Here is a 17455-nt window from a genome sequence, read left to right as displayed (position 1 = left end):
TTGAGCGTGCTCGATAACAAACCGGTGTAAATGTCGTTGGCAGACGAAGGGATGTCGCAGGCAAACTGGTCGACCTGGACACAAGGCACGGAAAGCGGCGGGAGGCGGCAAGCACGTCTGGAAAAACGACGTTTATCGATTTCCGACAGATTCATGCTTAAAACCGACTATTTTTCGTGTCAGGAGTCTGAGCTAAGTGATTGATTTAAAATAGAAAAATGTGAATTCCTCTTGTGTTCACTCTGTGTACATTGTGAATTCAATGGATTGACCACGCCCGAGTTGCGTGGGAGTCTGTTCTCAACCACGGTGCCATCACTGGCATCCAGAACACCGGAGGTCCCTGGTGAAAAGTGGCAAAACTGGGCTTTACGAAGACCTGAAGCGGCAGATCCTGACGATGGAGCTCGATCCGGACCAGGTTCTGGATGAGGTCACCTTGAGTGAACGCTACGGTCTTTCTCGCACCCCGGTTCGAGAAGTGTTTCGGCGCCTGGAAGGTGAGGGCTACCTGGACATCCGCGAAAACCGTGGAACCCGGGTGATCCCGATGAACCATTCGACGCTGCGCAATTTTTTTCTGGTTGCACCGATGATCTACGCTGCAATTGGGCGCCTGGCGGTTCAGAACTTCACGCCGGCGCAATTGGAAGAGTTGAAACAGACCCAGCAGCGTTTTCGGCAGGCCTCGGTGGAAAGAAATCCCCTGGCTCTGTCGCTGGAGAACAACCGCTTTCACGAAATCATGGGTGAAATGGCTGGCAACCCGTACCTGAAGCCGAGCCTTTCACGGTTGTTGATCGATCACGCACGGATCGGCCACACGTTCTACCGGCCGCGTGATCAGGACATGGAGCAACGCCTGGACCTGTCGGTGGAACACCACGACGAGTTCATCGAGGCGATTGCCAGGCACGATGAAAACCGGGTGGTGGACCTGGTGTTCGAACACTGGGAGCTGTCGCGAGCGAACATGCAGCTGTTCATTGCCCCGCAGGCGCTGAAGGCTGACTCGCTGGTGGAGGGTCCCTTGAGTTAAACGTTGGAGTGTTGCGTGTTGAGGTTCGAAGGTATGACTGCGCCCGTGGTTATTGCGCGGTACGCGCCGATCCTCGACGGCGACGCCTGTCATTTCCCGGCCGCTTGCACAGGGCCGGTACAGAAGCGAGGGCGCGGACTCACCGAATACGGCTAGGGTCTTTTCAATTGATTTAAATATCAACGTCAAGTGTGACGTTGTACAGACTTTCTGGCAGAGACTTTTGCCAGGAACGGGCGACTGCGTGCCGTAAAAGAGGATTTAGACACTAACACCGACAATAAAAAACAAACATCCGAAGTCCAACAACAATAGCAAGTGCTTGTTCTGCCGTTTCAAAAAATAACCAATTCGGGGAACCACCATGAAGATGTTTAAGAAAGCGTTTTGTGCATTGGCTCTGGCCGCGGCAGTTGTGCTGCCGACCCACGCCGAAGAAAAGACCATCACCATGGGCACCTTGTCCTGGGAAGATTTGACACCGATCACCGGTATTACCAAGAAAGTTCTGGAAGATCAGGGCTATAGGGTAAAAGTGACCCAATTCTCCGAATGGGGCATCGCCTATGCGGCGTTGGGCAAGGGTGACGTGCAGATCCTCGCTTCCCAGGTCGACTATGCCGCCGCCGACTACTGGAACAAGAACAAGAACCGGCTCGAGAAGATCTCGCCGGTGTCCTACGGCCTCTACCAGGCCATCGCCGTTCCGAACTACGTCACCATCAATTCCCTGGAAGAGCTCAACGCCAATGCCGACAAGTTCGGTGGCAAGATCGTCGGTATCGAACCCGGTTCGGGCCTGATGAACGACGCCGCCAATGCGGTCAAGGCCTATGGCCTCAAGCTCAACCTGCTCGAAGGCAGTACCGCGGCGATGACCGCCGCCCTCAAGGCCGCCGTGGACCGCAAGGAATGGGTCGCCGTGGCCATCTGGGACCCGTCCTGGATGACCCAGAAGTTCGACGTCAAGTTCCTCGCCGACCCGAAAGGTATCTTCCCGCCACCGCAAGGCTACTACTGGATCGGCCAGAAGGGCTTCAGCGCGGCCAATTCCCATGCGCGTGAAGTGATCGCCAGCGTCTATGTGCCACTGGCCGACATCAAGGCGATCAACGGTGAAGTCAAGGATGGCAAGAGCATGGACGCGGCAATCAAGGACTGGACCGACAGTCACGCCGAGTTGCTCAAACGCTGGGAAAACATCAAGAAAGACTGATTGTTTTCAACATTGCCAGCTGCCGAACTTGAATGCATTACAGGCCTGAACTACAGGGCCGGACGGGATTGATATGAGTACGCAAACAGTAGACGCCCAAGAAGTACTGGTCAGTTGCCAGTCTGTCTGGAAAGTATTTGGCGAGCGCTCCGAAGAGGCGATGCGCGCGGTCATTGAAAAGGGGCTCTCGAAGAAGCAGATCCTTCATGATTACAGTTGTGTCGTGGGGGTATCCGACGTCAATCTGGAAGTGCGCCGTGGTGAGATCTTCTGCATCATGGGCCTGTCCGGCAGCGGCAAGTCGACATTGATCCGCCTGTTGAACAAACTCATCACGCCCAGTGCCGGCAAGGTGTTGGTCAAGGGGCGTGAACTCAATTCGCTCAACCCCCAGCAACTGCGCGACATGCGTGCCAAGCACATTGGCATGGTGTTCCAGAGCGTGGCCTTGCTGCCACACCGCACGGTGCTGGAAAACACCGCCTTTGGCCTTGAGGTACAGGGTGTACCCAAGGCCGAACGGCTGAAAGTGGCCGAACGGGCGTTGGCCAAGGTCAGTCTCAGCGACTGGGCCAACCGCTACCCGAACGAACTCTCCGGCGGCATGCAGCAGCGTGTCGGCCTGGCCCGCGCCATCACCGCGGACCCTGAAGTGATCCTGATGGACGAACCGTTCAGTGCGCTCGACCCGCTGATCCGTCGCCAGCTGCAGGACGAATTCCGCCAGTTGACCAAGGAGCTGGGCAAGTCGGCGGTGTTCATCACCCACGACCTGGAAGAGGCGATCCGCATCGGCGACCGCATCGCCATCATGAAGGACGGCATGATCATCCAGGTCGGTACGGCCGAGGACATCGTGCTCAACCCGGCCGACGACTACGTGGCCGAGTTCGTGGCGGGCATCTCGCGCCTGCACCTGGTCAAGGCGCACTCGATCATGGCCCCGCTGGCCGTGTTCCAGCAGGCCCATCCGGGTGTCGACGTGTCGCGCCTGGCCCAGGTGGCTTCGGACGCCGACCTGGATCACATCATCGGCCTGGCGACCCAGTCCGATCGTGATTCGGTGGCCGTGGTCCAGGCCGGCGTGGTGGTCGGGGTGATTACCATCCGCGACCTGCTGCGCGGCGTGCAGGGCATCGCCAACGAACACGCCGAAGTCGCCGGCGAACAGCGGGAGAGGGCGTGATCATGGCCTTCGAAAGCTTTCCCGAACAATTCGACAGCACCGTCGATGCGATGCTCGAATGGCTGCAGGACCACGCGTCCTCGCTGTTCGACGGCATCAACGCCGGGCTGCAGGGCATGTACCAGGGCCTGTACTGGCTGCTGCAACTGCCACCGTTCTACGTGACCGCGCTGCTGCTGGCCGCCCTCGGCTGGCGCCTGGCGGGCCTGCGCTTTGCCATCGGCACGCTGGTGGCCATGCTGTTCTGCGCGTTCATCGGCCTGTGGGCGGAAACCATGAGCACCCTGGCGCTGGTGGTCGCGGCCACCGTGCTGGCGTTGCTCGTCGCCATCCCATTGGGCGTGGTGGCCGGCCTGCTGCCGGCCCTGGACCGGGTGGTGGAGCCGGCACTGGACCTGATCCAGACGCTGCCGCCGTACATCTACCTGCTGCCGGCCATCGCCTTGCTTGGCTACGGCCCGGGCACCGCGCTAATCGCGACGTTCATCGTGGCCTTCGCCCCGGCGTTTCGCCTCACCGCGCTGGGCATCCGCATGACGCCCACCGCGTTCGTCGAACTGGGTAACGCCAGTGGTGTGACCCACTGGCAGATGTTCAGCAAGATCCGCCTGCCGTTCGCCCTGCCGAGCATCATGGCCGGGGTCAACCAGAGCCTGATGATGGCCTTCGGCATGGTGGTGATCGCCGGTATCGTCGGTTCCGGCGGCCTGGGCCAGGTGATCTACAACGCCATCCGCACCCTCGACATCGCCACCTCGATCAACGCGGCCATCGCCATCGTGATCCTGACCATGGTGATCGACCGCATGGCCCAGAGCGCCACGCCCAAAGCCCGGGAGAATCGCGAATGAACCTCGCCGACCTGCAGTTTTCTCCAGGGCGCTTCATCGCGCCGGTGGTCGATTGGCTGAACACCAACATGCACGGCTTCTTCGCGGCCGTGAGCAACCTGATCTCGCTGGTGCTCGGCGCCGTGGAGTCGGCGTTCCTGGCCTTGCCACCGCTGGCGGTGATCGCGATCGTGTTCATCGGCACGTGGCTGGCCGCGCGCCTGCGCGTGGCGATACTGGCGGCGGTGATGCTCGGCTTCTGCCTGATCGCCGGCTTGTGGACCGCTTCGATGCAGACCATCGCCCTGGTCTCGGTGTCGGTGCTGCTGTCGGTGAGCATCGCCTTCCCGCTGGGCATCCTGGCCTCGCGGATCAAGCGGGTCGACGCCATGCTGAGCCCGCTGCTGAACGTGATGCAGACCGTGCCGCCCTGGGTCTATCTGATCCCGGCGGTGATGATCTTCAGCCTCGGTCGCGTGCCGGCGATCATTGCCACGGTGATCTACGGCATCCCGCCGATGCTGCGCCTGACCACCCTGGCGTTCAACCAGATCCCCAAGCACATGCTGGAGCTGGGCAATGCCATGGGCGCCTCGCCGCGCACCATCCTGTTCAAGATCGAAATCCCGCTGGCCATGCCGACCCTGCTGGTCGGTCTGAACCAGTGCATCCTGCTGTCGCTGGCGATGGTGGTCCTGGCCGGCCTGGTCGGTGCCGGTGGCCTGGGCGCCGAGGTGACCCGTGGGCTGACGCGCATGGAAATGGGCCTGGGCCTGCGGGCGGGGCTGGCGATCGTCGCCGTTGCCTTGCTGCTCGACCGCGTCTCGCGCGGTGCACTGGAACGTAATCAGAAGCCACGCCACGGGAAATGATCGCCATGAAGAACAGCTTTTTCTGCATCGACGCGCACACCTGCGGCAACCCGGTACGACTGGTGGCCGGTGGCGCACCGATGCTGCCACACCTGCCCATTGCCGAGCGTCGCGAGCTGTTCGTCGAGCGCCATGACTGGGTCCGCCAGGCGCTGATGTTCGAGCCGCGCGGCCATGACGTGATGTCCGGCGCCATTCTTTACCCGCCGTATCGCGATGACTGCGACGTGGCCGTGCTGTTCATCGAGGTCAGCGGCTGCCTGCCGATGTGCGGCGCCGGGACCATCGGCCTGGTCACCAGCGCCCTGCAGGAAGGGCTGGTGACGCCACGGGTGCCGGGCAAGCTGGCGCTGGAAACGCCGGCCGGCCGGGTCGATGTCGAGTACCGCATGGAGGACGGCCGGGTCAGTAGCGTGAAGATGCTCAACGTCACCAGCTACCTGCATGCCACCGACGTGGCGGTGGAGATCGAGGGCGTCGGGCGCCTTACCGTGGACATCGCCTACGGCGGCAACTACTACGCCGTCGTCGAACCCCAGCAGAACTGGCCGGGGCTGGAAGGCGCCAAGGCCTCCACGCTGATTAGCCTGAGCCAGAAGCTGCGCAGCGCACTGGCCTCGGTGATCGACCCGGTGCATCCGCTCGATGAGCGCATCCGTGGCGTGCACCACGTGATCTGGTGCGACCAGCCGGACAACCCGCAGATCGACGGGCGCTGCGCGGTGTTCTATGGCGAACAGGCCATCGACCGCTCCCCGGGCGGCACGGGCACCAGTGCCCGCATGGCACAACTTCACGGCCGTGGCCGGCTCGCGGTGGGCCAGGACTTCCGCCACCAGAGCCTGATCGGCACCACCTTCACCGGGCGGGTCGAGTCACAGACCACGCTCGGTACCTATACCGCTATCCAGCCCAGCGTAACGGGTTGGGCCAGGGTCATCGGATACAACACCCTCATCGTCGATGACGAGGATCCGTTGGCTCATGGCTTTCAGATCACTTGATATGAGCAATAAATGGTAGATAGAAGAGTTTTCAGCGGTGGTCTTCAGGTCAAAAACTATCGCTATCTGCAAAAGAAGGACGAGTCATCCCCTGCAGGGCAGGCCGGCGTCGGGTTCATCCTGATGGAGCATTTCTCGATGCCGGCATTCACCCAGGCCCTCGATACCCTCGTGACTGCCAACCTGTTGCAGCCTTCGCTGTTCGCCACGCGGACCGTGACGCTCAATGGACAGGACGTGGTCAGTGACCTGGGTATCGTCATTCGCCCCGACACCGACCTCGCCAGTTGCAGCCCGGACGACTTCGATCTGCTGGTGGTCTGCGGCGGCCTGCGCACGCCCCTGCACGAACAGCCGGAGCTGCGCGCGTTCCTGAAGAAAGCGGCGGAGAAGGGCGTTGCCCTGGGCGGATTGTGGAACGGCGCCTGGTTTCTCGGTCAGGCCAACCTGCTCGACGGCTACCGCTGCGCGATCCATCCCGAACACCGGCCGGCGCTGGCCGAAGCGTCGCGCGAGAGCCAGGTCACCAGCGAAAGCTACATGGTCGACCGTGATCGCTATACCGCTGCCAGCCCGACCGGGGCGTTCTACATGGTGCTGGAATGGATCGGCAAGATGCGCAACGGCGCGCTGGTCGACGGCATCATCGACATCCTGGCCTTCGAGGCCTCGCGCTATCGCCGGGTCAATCCCAAGTTGCACGTGAAGATGGCCGAGCCGCTGCGCGAAGTGGTCAAGCTGATGGAATCGAACCTGGAGGAACCGCTGGACCTGATGCAGCTGTCGAGCTACGTCAACCGCTCCCGGCGGCAGATCGAACGGCTGTTCAAGGAGCAACTCGACACCACGCCACGGCGTTACTACCTCGAACTGCGGGTGACCGAAGGCCGTCGGCTGCTGCAGCACTCGGGGCTGACCATCGTGCAGGTCGCCGTGGCCTGCGGTTTCGTGTCGCCCAGCCATTTCAGCAAGTGCTACACCGCCTATTTCGGCTATCCACCTTCGCGGGAAAAACGCTTCGAGTAAACCGCCACCGGCTGCCCTGGGCCCTGGCCTTCCTTACGTTCTGGATCGACCACAATGAAAATAAGAGACAAACTGACGTGCGTGTTTGCGGGGATTGCCGGTGTGCCGCTGCTGCTGGTGGCGGCCGTGGTGGTGGTCAACCTGCGCGACGAGGCCCGGGACGGCTTCGTCGACAGCAGCACCCGCGAGATCCTGCAGATCGACAACGGCATGCAGCAGTTCTTCGACGGCATTTCCCAGAACGTCCAGTACCTGTCCCAGGACCCGCGGCTGTCCTCGCTCAGCGGGCTCAAGCGCTACATGGCCGCTGACGCCGCGACCGTCGCGCCGCCGGCGATCGCCAAGACCACCCTGGATATCTTCGACACCTTTGCCAAGGCGCACCCAAACACGGCCTATGTGTCGTTGGCCACGGATGACGGTGGTTACGTCGCCTGGCCGGATGTGCCGGACCTGGCCGGCTACGACCCGCGCACGCGGCCTTGGTACCGCCTGGCGATGGCGGCCCCGGGGACCATCGTCCGTACGCCGGCCTACTACTGGGCGGCCAGCGATTCGGTGCTGATCTGCACCATGCGCACCGTCAACGACGCCCAGGGCAACCCTCGCGGCGTGGTGGGCCTGGACGTTTCGCTCAAGCAACTGACCGAGCTGGTGCGCAAGATCAAGCTGGGACAGAGCGGTTACCTGATGCTGACCGAAGCCGACGGCAACGTGCTGGTCGACGCCGCCGACCCGGCGCATTCGTTCAAGCGTCTCGCCGACCTGGGCAATGACTACGCGCCGTTGGCGGCGCTGCGTGAAGGCTCAACCGAGGTGACGCTCAAGGGCGTGACCTACATGGCCAACGTCTACACCTCCAAGGCCCTGGGCTGGCACCTGATCGGGCTGATCGAGAAGCAGGAGGTGATGGCCAAGGCCGATCGCCTGAGCTGGATCATTCTCTGGGCCGCGGTGGCCATGGCGGTGCTGTTCGCCCTGGTCGGCGCGCGGTTTGCCGGGATCATCGTCCGGCCGATCCGGGGCGTGGCCAGCGGCTTGCAGGACATTGCCCAGGGCGAGGGCGACCTGACCCGCAACCTGGCCGTGCGTGGCAATGACGAGACGGCGGTGTTGGCCGGCTGGTTCAACGAGTTCCTCGGCGCCATCGCCCAACTGGTGCGCAACATCGGCCACACGTCGGGCCGGCTGCAGCATACCAGTGGCGATAGCCGCAAGGTCGCCCATGCGGTGAACGATGCCGCGTTGCGCCAGCGCGAAGCGGTCGAGCTGGTCAGTACCGCGTTCAACGAGATGGTCGCCACCGCCAACGAGGTGGCCCGTTCCTGCACCGAGGCGGCGGCCTCGGCCGATGCTGGCCAGCGTGATGTACAGAGCGGGCAGCGGCAGATCGACGAGGCCACCGACAACGTCGGGCAACTGTCGAGCAACCTGGAGCAGGCCACCGAGGCCATGCAGGCGCTGGAAGCGGACAGCCGCAACATCAACGGCATCCTCGACACCATCCGTTCGATTGCCGAGCAGACCAACCTGCTGGCCCTCAACGCGGCCATCGAGGCCGCCCGTGCGGGCGACCAGGGCCGTGGTTTTGCCGTGGTGGCCGACGAGGTCCGTGCGTTGGCGCGGCGCACCGCCGACAGCACCGGCGAGATCGACGGCCTGCTGGGCAACCTGGTGCGGGGTACCGAGAACGTCACCCGGCAGATGCAGGCCAGCGTCGACATGTCGCGCCAGAGTGTCGACCGTATCCAGCAGGCGCGCGAAAGCTTCAACAAGATCCGTGATCAGGTGGACAACATCCGCGACCAGAACAGCCAGATCGCCACGGCCGCCGAAGAGCAGCACCAGGTGGCCGAGGACATCAACCGGCACATCACGCAGATCCATACCGATGCGCGCGAGGTCGAGGACCTGGCCCGCGCCGCACGCACCGATGCCGAGCAACTGGCGGATATTTCCAGCGAGCTCAATACGCTGGTGGGGAGGTTCAAGTACTGAGGTCATGCCGACTGCTGTCGGTCATGTGAGAGTGTTTCCGACAGCGGTTTTTGTTGTAAGGCGACAGCGCCAGACTTTGCGGATGTTTATGGCGTTCCACTAAGGGGCGCTGTAACATCCGCCTTTTTTTGGAAGCCCTGACGTTATGGACGCCTTCACAGGACGGGTGGCTAAAAAGCCCTGCCTGAGTATTTTTCTACTCGCGCTTATTGTCTTCATGGGCTTGCAGTACAAGCCAGCCATTCTCAATTACACCACTCGTTTCGTCGATTTCGCCGAGTACATGCTGTATCACGGCGTGACGCTGTTTCCGATTGCCGACGACTTGAAGCCTTATCCCGACTATACGGTCGCCAATACGGTGTTGATGTATCTGGTGTCCTTGCCTTTTGGTCAGGTTTCAGTTCTTTCGATGGGTTTGCCTTATTGCATAACCGCGTCGTTGATATTGGTGTTCATCTATAAACTGGGGGCACTGCACGATCGGAAGTGGGGCTTGTATGGCGTACTGTTCTCGCTGTTGACCTGGTCATTCCTCGATAGCGTCAACTCACTGGCCCTGGATGTCTATCCCGCGCTCTTTACGGTGATCTGCTTTTACCTGGTGTATCGCGCGGACATGAAGCAGGACCGTTCGCGCCAGCCGCTGGTGTACCTCGCGCTGGCGCTGGGCTTTGCGTTTCGCGGGCCTATCGGCCTGATCGGGCCATCGATCGTCGTCGGTTGCTACTACTTGCTGAGCCGCCAGTGGCGGGCGCTGATCGTGTTCTCGCTGCTGTCCGGGCTGATTTTCGCCGCCGGGGTCGCGCTGCTGTCCTGGGCGGCCTATGTGCAGGGCGGCATGGACTTTCTGCGGGAGGTCTTGATGATGCAGGGGCTGGATCGCTTCGCCAGCGACCATGCACCCCGTTACTACTTCTACTTCACCGGTGGTCTGTTGACCTATGGCATCACGGTGTTCTTTGCCCTGCAGGTCATTGCACGTCGATACAAGCAGTTTTTCCGTGCGCCGCAAAAGACGGACATCGCCCTGTTGTTCTACCTCTCGGCCTGGTTTATTGGCCTGATCGTATTCTTTACCCTTCCAAACTCTAAAAAGGCCCGCTATATCCTGTCGATCACCCCGGCGATTTCCTTGTTGGCGGCGTATATCTTCGTCGATAAAAGCGGCCTGTTCGAAGGTGCGAAGAACGGGTTGCTGCGTTTCTGTCTCAGGCTGCCGTTGATTGGCCTGGGGCTGGTCGCGTTTGTTTTCATCTATAACTTCTTCGCGGCACATCCCTTGCTACCGAACTATGTTGGAGTGCTCGCTAGCCTGATGTTGTTAGTTATCGCTCGTCATATGATTGGAAAACACTGTGCTGATCATCGTCATCGTGAACTGATCATTCTGTTGTTCGGTGTCACGACGTTCCTGGCGCTGGATGCATTCTTCTTCAACTCCATCACCTATCACCTGGAGTTGGCGAACGAGCCGACGCCGAAGTTCCTGCCGTACTGGTTCTGGTGAGGAGGCTGTGGATGGGGTTGGGCTCTGGATCGTGACAGCGGGTGGTCACGGGAAGGTACACATGGCAGCAGCAGGGGCCTGTTCGATCGGGTACCACGACGAGGTCGGGCACTGCCGAGGTGGGCAAAAATGAGGCAATTATCCTGATCCGCACTACATTGATTGCAGACAGACGAATAGTTGAGCGCCCCTGGCAGGAGCCACCCATGACGATGATCGACTCGGAACTCTTGACGCCCTACCTGGCGGCCAGGGATAGCGCCCGCGCAGCCTGGCGGTTGACCGTGGCCTCCCTGAGCAAGACGCCCCCGCAAGCACTGGAGGAGGGTTTCAAGGCGGTCAAGATCGCCGAGCGTGCCTACTTCCGTTGTTGTGAAGACCTGTGTGAAGTGGTGCGCAGTGAGATCGACCGGGCAGAGGAGGTGGCTGCCCGGGGGGCTTCACACAATGGCGTCACGCAGGACAACGTGTAGCCGGCAGGTATCAGTACTGCCAGTGCCCCGGCACCCAGATCCACTGGCCATGGCCCCAGCGGTAGTGGCCGGCCACCCAGTGGTAGCCGGGGGCGGGGGCCACGGGGACGACTTCGACGAGCGGTGGCGGGCGACGTGGATGAACCGGCTCGACGACGCAACCGGTCAGGGTGGCCGCCATCAGGGCGGCGGCGAGGGTGGCCTTGAGTATTCGGGACATGGCATGGATTCCTGAGTGACGATGGGGCCGACGCCTGGCTGGCGGGCTTGTGTCTGTTAAACGCCGTAGCCCGCCAGATCCGTCGCTGTGGTCACTCCTTTCTGGCGATTTTCGCCTTGCCCTGCCCACGCGGGTACAAGGCCTTGCCCAGTTCCTGGCGTTCATCCTGCGGCAGGCTGCTGGCGAAGTCCGCCAGGGTGTTGTCGACCAGTACCCGTAGCGAGTTGTCCGCCTCACGGGCGCGGCTGAGGTCGGCCAGCAGCGCGTTGCGGTCGAGGGTCGGCGCCTCCAGTTGCTGAATCACGTCCAGGCGGGCCTCACGCCCGGCCATGACCAGCGGCTGGCTGTTGGCCTGGTTCTGCCTGAGCAACTGGCGCAATTGCTTGCGTCGGGGCTCGGGCAACTGCTGCAGCGCCAGGCGCAAACCGTGCTGGTTGATCGCGACCTGTGCGGGCTTGGCGTTGGCCAGCCAGTGATACAGGCCGCCGGCGACGCCGCCGACCAGGAACACGTTGAGCAGCAATGACACGACCAGCAGCGGTTTCAGGTACTTGGGTGGGGTCATTGCTCGCTTTCCTCGGCGTTGACGGTGAAGACGATGTCGGCATCGCCGTGATCGAAGACGCTGGGCAGCACTTCGGCTGAGTGCAGCGGCAGCGGCAGGCTCAGCGAGGCCACCAGGATGCCGGCGGCGATGCCGGCCACGCCGACCCCGACAATACCGGCAGGCGACAGCCAGCCGGCATAGCGCTGCCAGAACGACGGTTGGCGGGGTGTGTTGGCCGAGAGACGGATCTGTCGCACCAGCGCCGGGTCCGGCGCCGGCAGGCGGTAGCCGTCCAGCAGGCTGTCGAGCGCGCGGGCCTGATCCAAGGCGGCGAGGGCGGTGCTGTCGCGGTGTTCGAGCAATACCTCGGCGCCGGCCTGTTCCGTAGCCGGCCAGCGCCGCAGGTCCGCACCATAGGCCTCGGCCAGTTGGGCAAATCGTTCGGGCGTCATCGTTTTTCCCTCCCTAGTCCGGCATCGCCGAGCGTTTCGGCGAGGTAGCCGCGCAGGTTGCGCCGGGCCCGCGACAGCAGGCTCTCCAGTGCCTCGACGCTGATGTTCATCAGTGCCGCGGCTTCGATGTTCGACAGCTCCTGGTAATACTGCAGCACGATGGCCTCGCGCTGCCGATCGGGCAACGCCGCCAACGCCGCGGCCATCTGCTCGCTGCGGGCGGTCGCTTCCAGTTGTTCATCGGGTGCCGGCGTACTGTCGGGCACCTCGAGCGGTTCCTCGTCCTCGGCCAACGGGCGCTCCTTGCGCCGACGCAGGCGGTCGTGACAGAGGTTCAGCGCGACCCGGTGCAGCCAGGTATCGAAGCGGGCACCGCCGCTGCGCCAGTTCGCCGCCTGCCGCCAGATGCGCAGGAAACTCTCCTGCGCGACATCCTTGGCCTCATCGGCATCGCCGAGGATCCGACCGGCGAGCGCCAGCAAACGGGGCAGCTTGCGCGACACCATCTCGTTGACGGCCGCCGGTTCGTTGTTGCCGATGCGGGCCAGCAACTCAACGTCCGGATCAGTTTCTTTCAATATGGCAAATCCCGGTCCGGTGGCTGAGCCTCGGTAAGCGGATGTCCCGGCGGCGGGTTACGCCGCCGGGGGTGTGTACTCAGCGAATCCAGTGGCCTTCGACCCAGACCCAGTTCGGTCCGCGCGGCGCCCAGTGACCCGGCTCCCAGCGGGCGTTGTGGCGCATCCGCTGCCAGTGGCCGGGCTCCCAGACGTAGCCACGGCCTTCCCAGCGCCAGTGCCCGCGGTCCCAGGCGTAGCCGGGACGTTCGATCGGGACGGCTTCCACGCGCATGGGCGGCGGCGCTTCGCGAATGATGATTTCGGGCTGGGCAAAGGTCGGGGTGCTGGTCAGGGCCGCGAAGGCCAGGGGGATCAGCAGGGCAAGGCGAAATTTGGCCAGAGGTCGTGCAGGTCTCATGACAACTCCTTCATGCGGCGGACGAAAATGAACGCTGCTGATGGGTTGAACGCAAGACGCCGGAAAAATCCGTCGCGGCAAACGCAAAAATTTTCGCGGGGCGTTTCGGGCTGTCGCTGGCAAGTATTGTCCAGGCTGGGCAGGGCGTTGATGAAATCGTGCGACGGTCGCGACGGATTCCGTCAGGTGGATGCGTTTAACCGGTAACCGCTGGCAATGGGCTGGCGCTGTGCGTCACCCATTGACCGGTCTTACCCCCACCGCACCATGAGGAAAATCACCATGTCACGTCGTCTCTCGCTGCTCGTTGCCGCTGTCCTGCTGCTGAGCCTCAGCGGCTGTGTGATTCTGCCGGGGCACAGGGACCATTGCTGCTGGCGCTACTACGGCGCTGTCGCGCACTCGACGCAGGATGCGGCGGTCTGACCGCTTGTCCCGGGCCCGTGCAATGACGGGCCCGGGATCGGCCTCATGGCGCCGCCGGCGCCGCCAGGGCCTGGCGCAGCAGGTCGTTGATGAGGCTCTGACTACCGGTGGTGTCGCTTTGCGCACGGGTCCGTGCGGCCGTCACCACGGCGTCGTCGAGCAGAAGGGTGATGCGGGTCTTGCCGTCAATGGCGGCCACCGCGCCGCGCTGGGCCCGGGCGAAATCGTATTGTGCCTTCATCGATCAGTTCTCCAGATATTGGCGGGTTTCATGGCTCGAGGCGATTCGGGCCGCCAGGAGCTGCACGCTGCCGGGCGCTGACTGGGTGTAGGAGGCCACGAGCAGGCGTCGGGTCGCATCCAGTCCCATGATGATCCAGGGTGTGCCCTCAGCCTCCCGGTCCTGGAGCCTGAGGGCCCCTTCGTCGTAGAACACCGCCTCGGCATCGGCCAGGCTGATTCCCGCATGTTCCTGTTTGTTGGTGGTGTTGGCGGTTTCGTCGTATCGAATCTGGAAGGTACTCATCATGGGCCCTGTCTGGGTGAATCGGGGTTCGAGGGCATGAGAACAGCTTCTTGGACCGGCAATCCTGATGCTCGGTGTTAAGCGGGCCCATCCAGGGCGTGGGGTGTTTCGCAAGGGTTCGAGCGAGGGTTCAGCGCACTGCGGCGCGAGGATCGTTGCGGCTTTGTCATAAATAGAATTAGTTTACTGCTTGCCTTTTTGCTTTTGTTTTAACTGGAAATTCGCTGGAAACCGGCCCATCATTCGCCGCACTGTGTCTACGCTTCAAGGCTCTGCTGCGCGTCTGTGCGAAGACCGTGAACCCTTTGCCCTTTTTCAGGAACTCATTTTGTCTAACGTCTGCTCCAGCGGCCTCGATATCGGCTTCGCTTCGCTGAATTACCTCCAGATCGGCATCCTCGGGATCATCCAGGGCATCACCGAGTTGCTGCCGATTTCCTCCACCGCGCACATGCGCATCGTCCCGGCGGTGCTCGGCTGGCAGGACCCGGGTTCGGCGTTCTCGGCGGCCATGCAACTGGCGGCCCTGGCGGCGGTGGTCAGCTACTTCTGGCGCGACGTGCGCGATGTGGTCGGCGGCAGTGTCACGGCCGTGCGCCAGCGTGACTTCGACAGCCAGTGGTTCAAGCTGGCGGTGGCGATCATCCTGGCGACCATCCCGATCGGCATTGCCGGCCTGGCCTTGTCCTCCCTGCTGAACACCTGCGACTCGCCCCTGCGCGGCCTGACCGTGATCGGCGTGTCCTGCCTGGTGATGGCGCTATTGCTGGCCGTCTCGGAGTTCACCTGTCGACACCAGCGGGTGGTCGGCGAGATGCGCCTGCGTGATGCGCTGATCGTCGGCATCGCCCAGGTTGGCGCGCTGATCCCGGGTGTCTCGCGTTCCGGGTCGACCCTGACCGCGGCGCTGTTCCTCAACTTCAAGCGCGAAGAGGCGGCCCGCTTCTCGTTCCTGCTCGGCCTGCCGGCGATTGCCCTGGCTGGCCTGAAGGAACTGTGGGTCTTGCACCATGCGCAGATTCCGGCCGAGGCCTGGAGCCACCTGCTGTTCGGCATCGTGGTCGCCAGCGTTTCGGCCTTCGTCGCGATCTGGGGCCTGATGCGTTTCCTCGAGCGTTTCTCCACCTGGCCATTCGTGATCTACCGCGCGGTCCTCGGCATCTTCCTGATCGTTGCCGTGCAGCAAGGCTTCCTCTCCTGACTCAAGGGCCAGGCGCGGCCTCGCGGCTGCGCCTGGTCACTGGTCCGACCGCAGCGCGTAGCGCCGGCAATGCTCCAGATACCCCTGTTCGTGATTGCCCACCAACTGCACCACGCTGGTCCATAGCCAGGAGGGCGCATCGAGGGTCCTGGAGCGATTCAGCTGCAGTTCCGCCAGCCAGCTCTTGCGGGTCGCCTCATCCATCTGCCGGGCGTGCGCCAGGCCGACCACCCGCGCCAGGTAGCCGGCGGCGTGCTTGGCGTCGGTCTTGTCGAGGCTGTCCAGATCGAGCTTGAGGTCCTGGGGCAGCAGCTCGCGGATGAACACCCCGTGATCGAGGAAACGCGTCGCCATCATCCGTTCGCCCAGGCTCGGTGACAGCTGGCGTGCGCCTTCGAGTACGCGCCGGGCATTGTCGCGGGGCATGTGCACGTGGGCCCCGCGGGGGGCCAGGGCGGCCACCGCTTCCTTGATGTCGAGCAGGCAGTAGTCCTGCTCATCCTTCTCGCCGACCCCGAGCAGCACGGCATAGCGCATCAGCCCCAGGGAGCTGCAGCCCTTGACCCAGTAGGCGCTGTCGAGCAGTTGCACCTGGGCATCGCGTGGCCGGCCCTTGAGGGCGGTGACCAGGTCGTGGATTTCCGGTCCCTCGCAGAGCGCCTTGATCGCGGCTTTCTCGCTACGCGAGGTGGGCCAGAAATGGCGGCCGATCGGTAGGGTCGGCTTGGTGTGCGCCATGCGCTCGCGGGCGAGGTTTTTCCAGGTGCGCTTGACCGCATCGCGCAGGCCGGCCTTGACCTGGGATGGGCGATGCGGCACCAGGTCGGTGTCGTCCAGCAGGGCCTGCTCGTAGCCGACCATCATTTCCTCGAGCATGCGCGCGGTGGTCACGCCGGGCAGGTCCGAGCCACGGGCGGCGGTCGCCAGCGACAGGGCCAGGCGCACCAGGTCGTGCACCGGGTTGCCGATCACGGTCTGGTCGAGGTCGCGGATGTGAATGTCGATATCGCCGTTGACGTCCCCGGTCGGCCCGAGGTTGCCGACATGGCAATCACCGCAGATCCACACGTTCGGGCCATGGGGCAGGCGACGGCCGCGCTGGCTGTGCAGCCACTCGTAGAACTGGGCGGTGTTGCCACGAACGTAGGCATGGGCGGAGCGGGCCATTTTCTCGTTGCGCAGGTTGGACAGGATGGCAGCGCGTTGGCTGGGGCGAGGTGGTTTCAAGGCGTACGCTCTCTGGCTGGTCGATGTGCAGGCATGAGCCTTTGAGCGTAGGGCGTGTGGATTGGTTTCGCCTGGGTGGCAATCCGGAACAGGTGGGGGCTGCGCTGGCGTCTTCGTGGGCAAGCCACGCGCCTACAGGGGCGTGCCGTGCACAGAATTCGCATACGACCTATTCCTGTAGGCGCGTGGCTTGCCCGCGAAAGGGCCGTTCGTCTCGGCAAAAAATCCCCAGGCTGCCAGCAACCACAGGGCAAAAAAAGAGCCCGCATGCGGGCGGGCTCAACGGGAGGTTCATCAAAGGAGCGGGTTCAATATAAACAGCCCGGCCGCCCGTCACAGTGAAAGATGTTTTATCTCAAAGCCACGTCCGGCAAGGCTTCAGAGCGGTTTCTCGATGCGGTCATAACGCTGTTTCAGCTGCCCCAGGCGCTTCTGGTACTGGCGCTCGATGCAGGCATTGTCGCTGCCGCAGGCGTTACGTTCGGCCAGCCAGGTGAGCTGCTCATCCTGCATGGCGCCCCGGTTTCCCATGGCGAACAGGCCGCGCAGCAGTCGGTAGGTGGTGGCCATCTCGACGTCGAGGTCGTTCAGTTGGCGGTCGCCGCAGATGGCGATTTCGGTCGGCTGCTTGGCTCGCCCGCAGTCGAAACTGGCGGCCTGTGCGCCATGACAAAACAGCGGGAGGGCGGCCAGTGCCCATAAAGATTTTTTCATGCGTTGCCTG

The 17455-nt window shown here is 62.9% G+C and carries 20 protein-coding genes and 2 pseudogenes; 13 read left to right on the top strand and 9 right to left on the bottom strand.

All coding sequences use genetic code 11. From position 1 onward, the window contains the following. Positions 1-346 precede the first annotated feature (346 nt). The 11 genes and pseudogenes from HU752_RS21540 to HU752_RS21495 all read left to right on the top strand — a co-directional run bounded on the left by HU752_RS21540 (position 347) and on the right by HU752_RS21495 (position 11154). Positions 347-1039: a GntR family transcriptional regulator gene (locus HU752_RS21540; protein WP_217838496.1), complete on the top strand. Its 693-nt coding sequence runs from the start codon at positions 347-349 to the stop codon at positions 1037-1039. Positions 1040-1403: 364 nt separating this feature from the next. After that, positions 1404-2255 (top strand): glycine betaine ABC transporter substrate-binding protein, encoded by an 852-nt coding sequence (locus HU752_RS21535; RefSeq protein WP_186675537.1) that lies wholly within the window; start codon positions 1404-1406, stop codon positions 2253-2255. 73 nt (positions 2256-2328) lie between these two features. Beyond that, a complete protein-coding gene (locus HU752_RS21530; RefSeq protein WP_186675540.1) occupies positions 2329-3441 on the top strand; it encodes a quaternary amine ABC transporter ATP-binding protein in 1113 nt (370 codons plus the stop codon). Between the two features lie 2 nt (positions 3442-3443). Beyond that, positions 3444-4292 (top strand): ABC transporter permease, encoded by an 849-nt coding sequence (locus HU752_RS21525; RefSeq protein ID WP_186675543.1) that lies wholly within the window; start codon positions 3444-3446, stop codon positions 4290-4292. Further along, positions 4289-5143: an ABC transporter permease gene (locus tag HU752_RS21520; protein ID WP_186675554.1), complete on the top strand. Its 855-nt coding sequence runs from the start codon at positions 4289-4291 to the stop codon at positions 5141-5143. The genes HU752_RS21525 and HU752_RS21520 overlap by 4 nt, the downstream gene beginning before the upstream one ends. Positions 5144-5148: 5 nt before the next feature. Further along, on the top strand, positions 5149-6147 hold the full coding sequence (locus tag HU752_RS21515; protein WP_186675556.1) for a 4-hydroxyproline epimerase: 999 nt from the start codon (positions 5149-5151) through the stop codon (positions 6145-6147). Positions 6148-6159: 12 nt separating this feature from the next. Then, complete coding sequence (locus HU752_RS21510) at positions 6160-7173, top strand: GlxA family transcriptional regulator (RefSeq protein WP_186675558.1); 1014 nt, start codon at positions 6160-6162, stop codon at positions 7171-7173. Between the two features lie 54 nt (positions 7174-7227). Continuing rightward, a pseudogene (locus HU752_RS32255) lies at positions 7228-8310 on the top strand (cache domain-containing protein); the annotation flags it as partial. A gap of 324 nt (positions 8311-8634) precedes the next feature. Next, positions 8635-9171, top strand: a pseudogene (locus HU752_RS32250) (methyl-accepting chemotaxis protein); the annotation flags it as partial. A 145-nt stretch (positions 9172-9316) separates the two neighbouring features. Beyond that, the gene (locus HU752_RS21500) at positions 9317-10681 is read left to right on the top strand and encodes an ArnT family glycosyltransferase (protein WP_225920052.1); all 1365 of its coding nucleotides are present in this window, start codon (positions 9317-9319) and stop codon (positions 10679-10681) included. A 206-nt stretch (positions 10682-10887) separates the two neighbouring features. Beyond that, positions 10888-11154 (top strand): hypothetical protein, encoded by a 267-nt coding sequence (locus HU752_RS21495; RefSeq protein WP_186675563.1) that lies wholly within the window; start codon positions 10888-10890, stop codon positions 11152-11154. A gap of 10 nt (positions 11155-11164) precedes the next feature. Here the strand turns inward: HU752_RS21495 and HU752_RS21490 are convergent, their stop codons facing one another. The 5 genes from HU752_RS21490 to HU752_RS21470 all read right to left on the bottom strand — a co-directional run bounded on the left by HU752_RS21490 (position 11165) and on the right by HU752_RS21470 (position 13351). Further along, positions 11165-11374, bottom strand: coding sequence for a YXWGXW repeat-containing protein (locus tag HU752_RS21490; protein WP_186675566.1), 210 nt, complete (start codon positions 11372-11374; stop codon positions 11165-11167). Positions 11375-11465: 91 nt separating this feature from the next. Next, complete coding sequence (locus HU752_RS21485) at positions 11466-11939, bottom strand: periplasmic heavy metal sensor (RefSeq protein WP_186675569.1); 474 nt, start codon at positions 11937-11939, stop codon at positions 11466-11468. After that, the gene (locus HU752_RS21480; RefSeq protein ID WP_186675572.1) at positions 11936-12373 is read right to left on the bottom strand and encodes a hypothetical protein; all 438 of its coding nucleotides are present in this window, start codon (positions 12371-12373) and stop codon (positions 11936-11938) included. The genes HU752_RS21485 and HU752_RS21480 overlap by 4 nt, the downstream gene beginning before the upstream one ends. After that, positions 12370-12951: an RNA polymerase sigma factor gene (locus HU752_RS21475; RefSeq protein WP_186675576.1), complete on the bottom strand. Its 582-nt coding sequence runs from the start codon at positions 12949-12951 to the stop codon at positions 12370-12372. Before HU752_RS21475 ends, HU752_RS21480 begins: the two co-directional genes overlap by 4 nt. Positions 12952-13030: 79 nt before the next feature. Further along, positions 13031-13351, bottom strand: coding sequence for a YXWGXW repeat-containing protein (locus tag HU752_RS21470; protein ID WP_186675579.1), 321 nt, complete (start codon positions 13349-13351; stop codon positions 13031-13033). Between the two features lie 282 nt (positions 13352-13633). On the opposite strand from HU752_RS21470, the gene HU752_RS21465 reads away from it, so the two are divergent. After that, positions 13634-13777 carry a hypothetical protein gene (locus HU752_RS21465; RefSeq protein WP_186675582.1) on the top strand — a complete coding sequence of 48 codons (144 nt, stop codon included), beginning with the start codon at positions 13634-13636 and terminating at the stop codon, positions 13775-13777. Between the two features lie 43 nt (positions 13778-13820). Here the strand turns inward: HU752_RS21465 and HU752_RS21460 are convergent, their stop codons facing one another. Then, positions 13821-14018 (bottom strand): hypothetical protein, encoded by a 198-nt coding sequence (locus HU752_RS21460; protein ID WP_186675586.1) that lies wholly within the window; start codon positions 14016-14018, stop codon positions 13821-13823. Between the two features lie 3 nt (positions 14019-14021). After that, complete coding sequence (locus HU752_RS21455) at positions 14022-14306, bottom strand: BrnT family toxin (protein ID WP_437182270.1); 285 nt, start codon at positions 14304-14306, stop codon at positions 14022-14024. Positions 14307-14631: 325 nt separating this feature from the next. On the opposite strand from HU752_RS21455, the gene HU752_RS21450 reads away from it, so the two are divergent. Beyond that, the gene (locus HU752_RS21450; RefSeq protein WP_186675588.1) at positions 14632-15504 is read left to right on the top strand and encodes an undecaprenyl-diphosphate phosphatase; all 873 of its coding nucleotides are present in this window, start codon (positions 14632-14634) and stop codon (positions 15502-15504) included. 36 nt (positions 15505-15540) lie between these two features. Here the strand turns inward: HU752_RS21450 and HU752_RS21445 are convergent, their stop codons facing one another. Both HU752_RS21445 and HU752_RS21440 read right to left on the bottom strand, forming a co-directional pair. After that, complete coding sequence (locus HU752_RS21445; RefSeq protein ID WP_186675590.1) at positions 15541-16731, bottom strand: DUF2252 family protein; 1191 nt, start codon at positions 16729-16731, stop codon at positions 15541-15543. Positions 16732-17109: 378 nt separating this feature from the next. Next, a complete protein-coding gene (locus HU752_RS21440) occupies positions 17110-17445 on the bottom strand; it encodes a lysozyme inhibitor LprI family protein (RefSeq protein WP_186675593.1) in 336 nt (111 codons plus the stop codon). Between the last annotated feature and the right edge of the window lie 10 nt (positions 17446-17455).

This window comes from Pseudomonas vanderleydeniana, from assembly GCF_014268755.2.
GTDB classification, from domain to species: domain Bacteria; phylum Pseudomonadota; class Gammaproteobacteria; order Pseudomonadales; family Pseudomonadaceae; genus Aquipseudomonas; species Aquipseudomonas vanderleydeniana.
The sequence above is the reverse complement of the archived record's forward strand: the minus strand, read 5'-3'. Positions and strand labels throughout refer to the sequence as shown.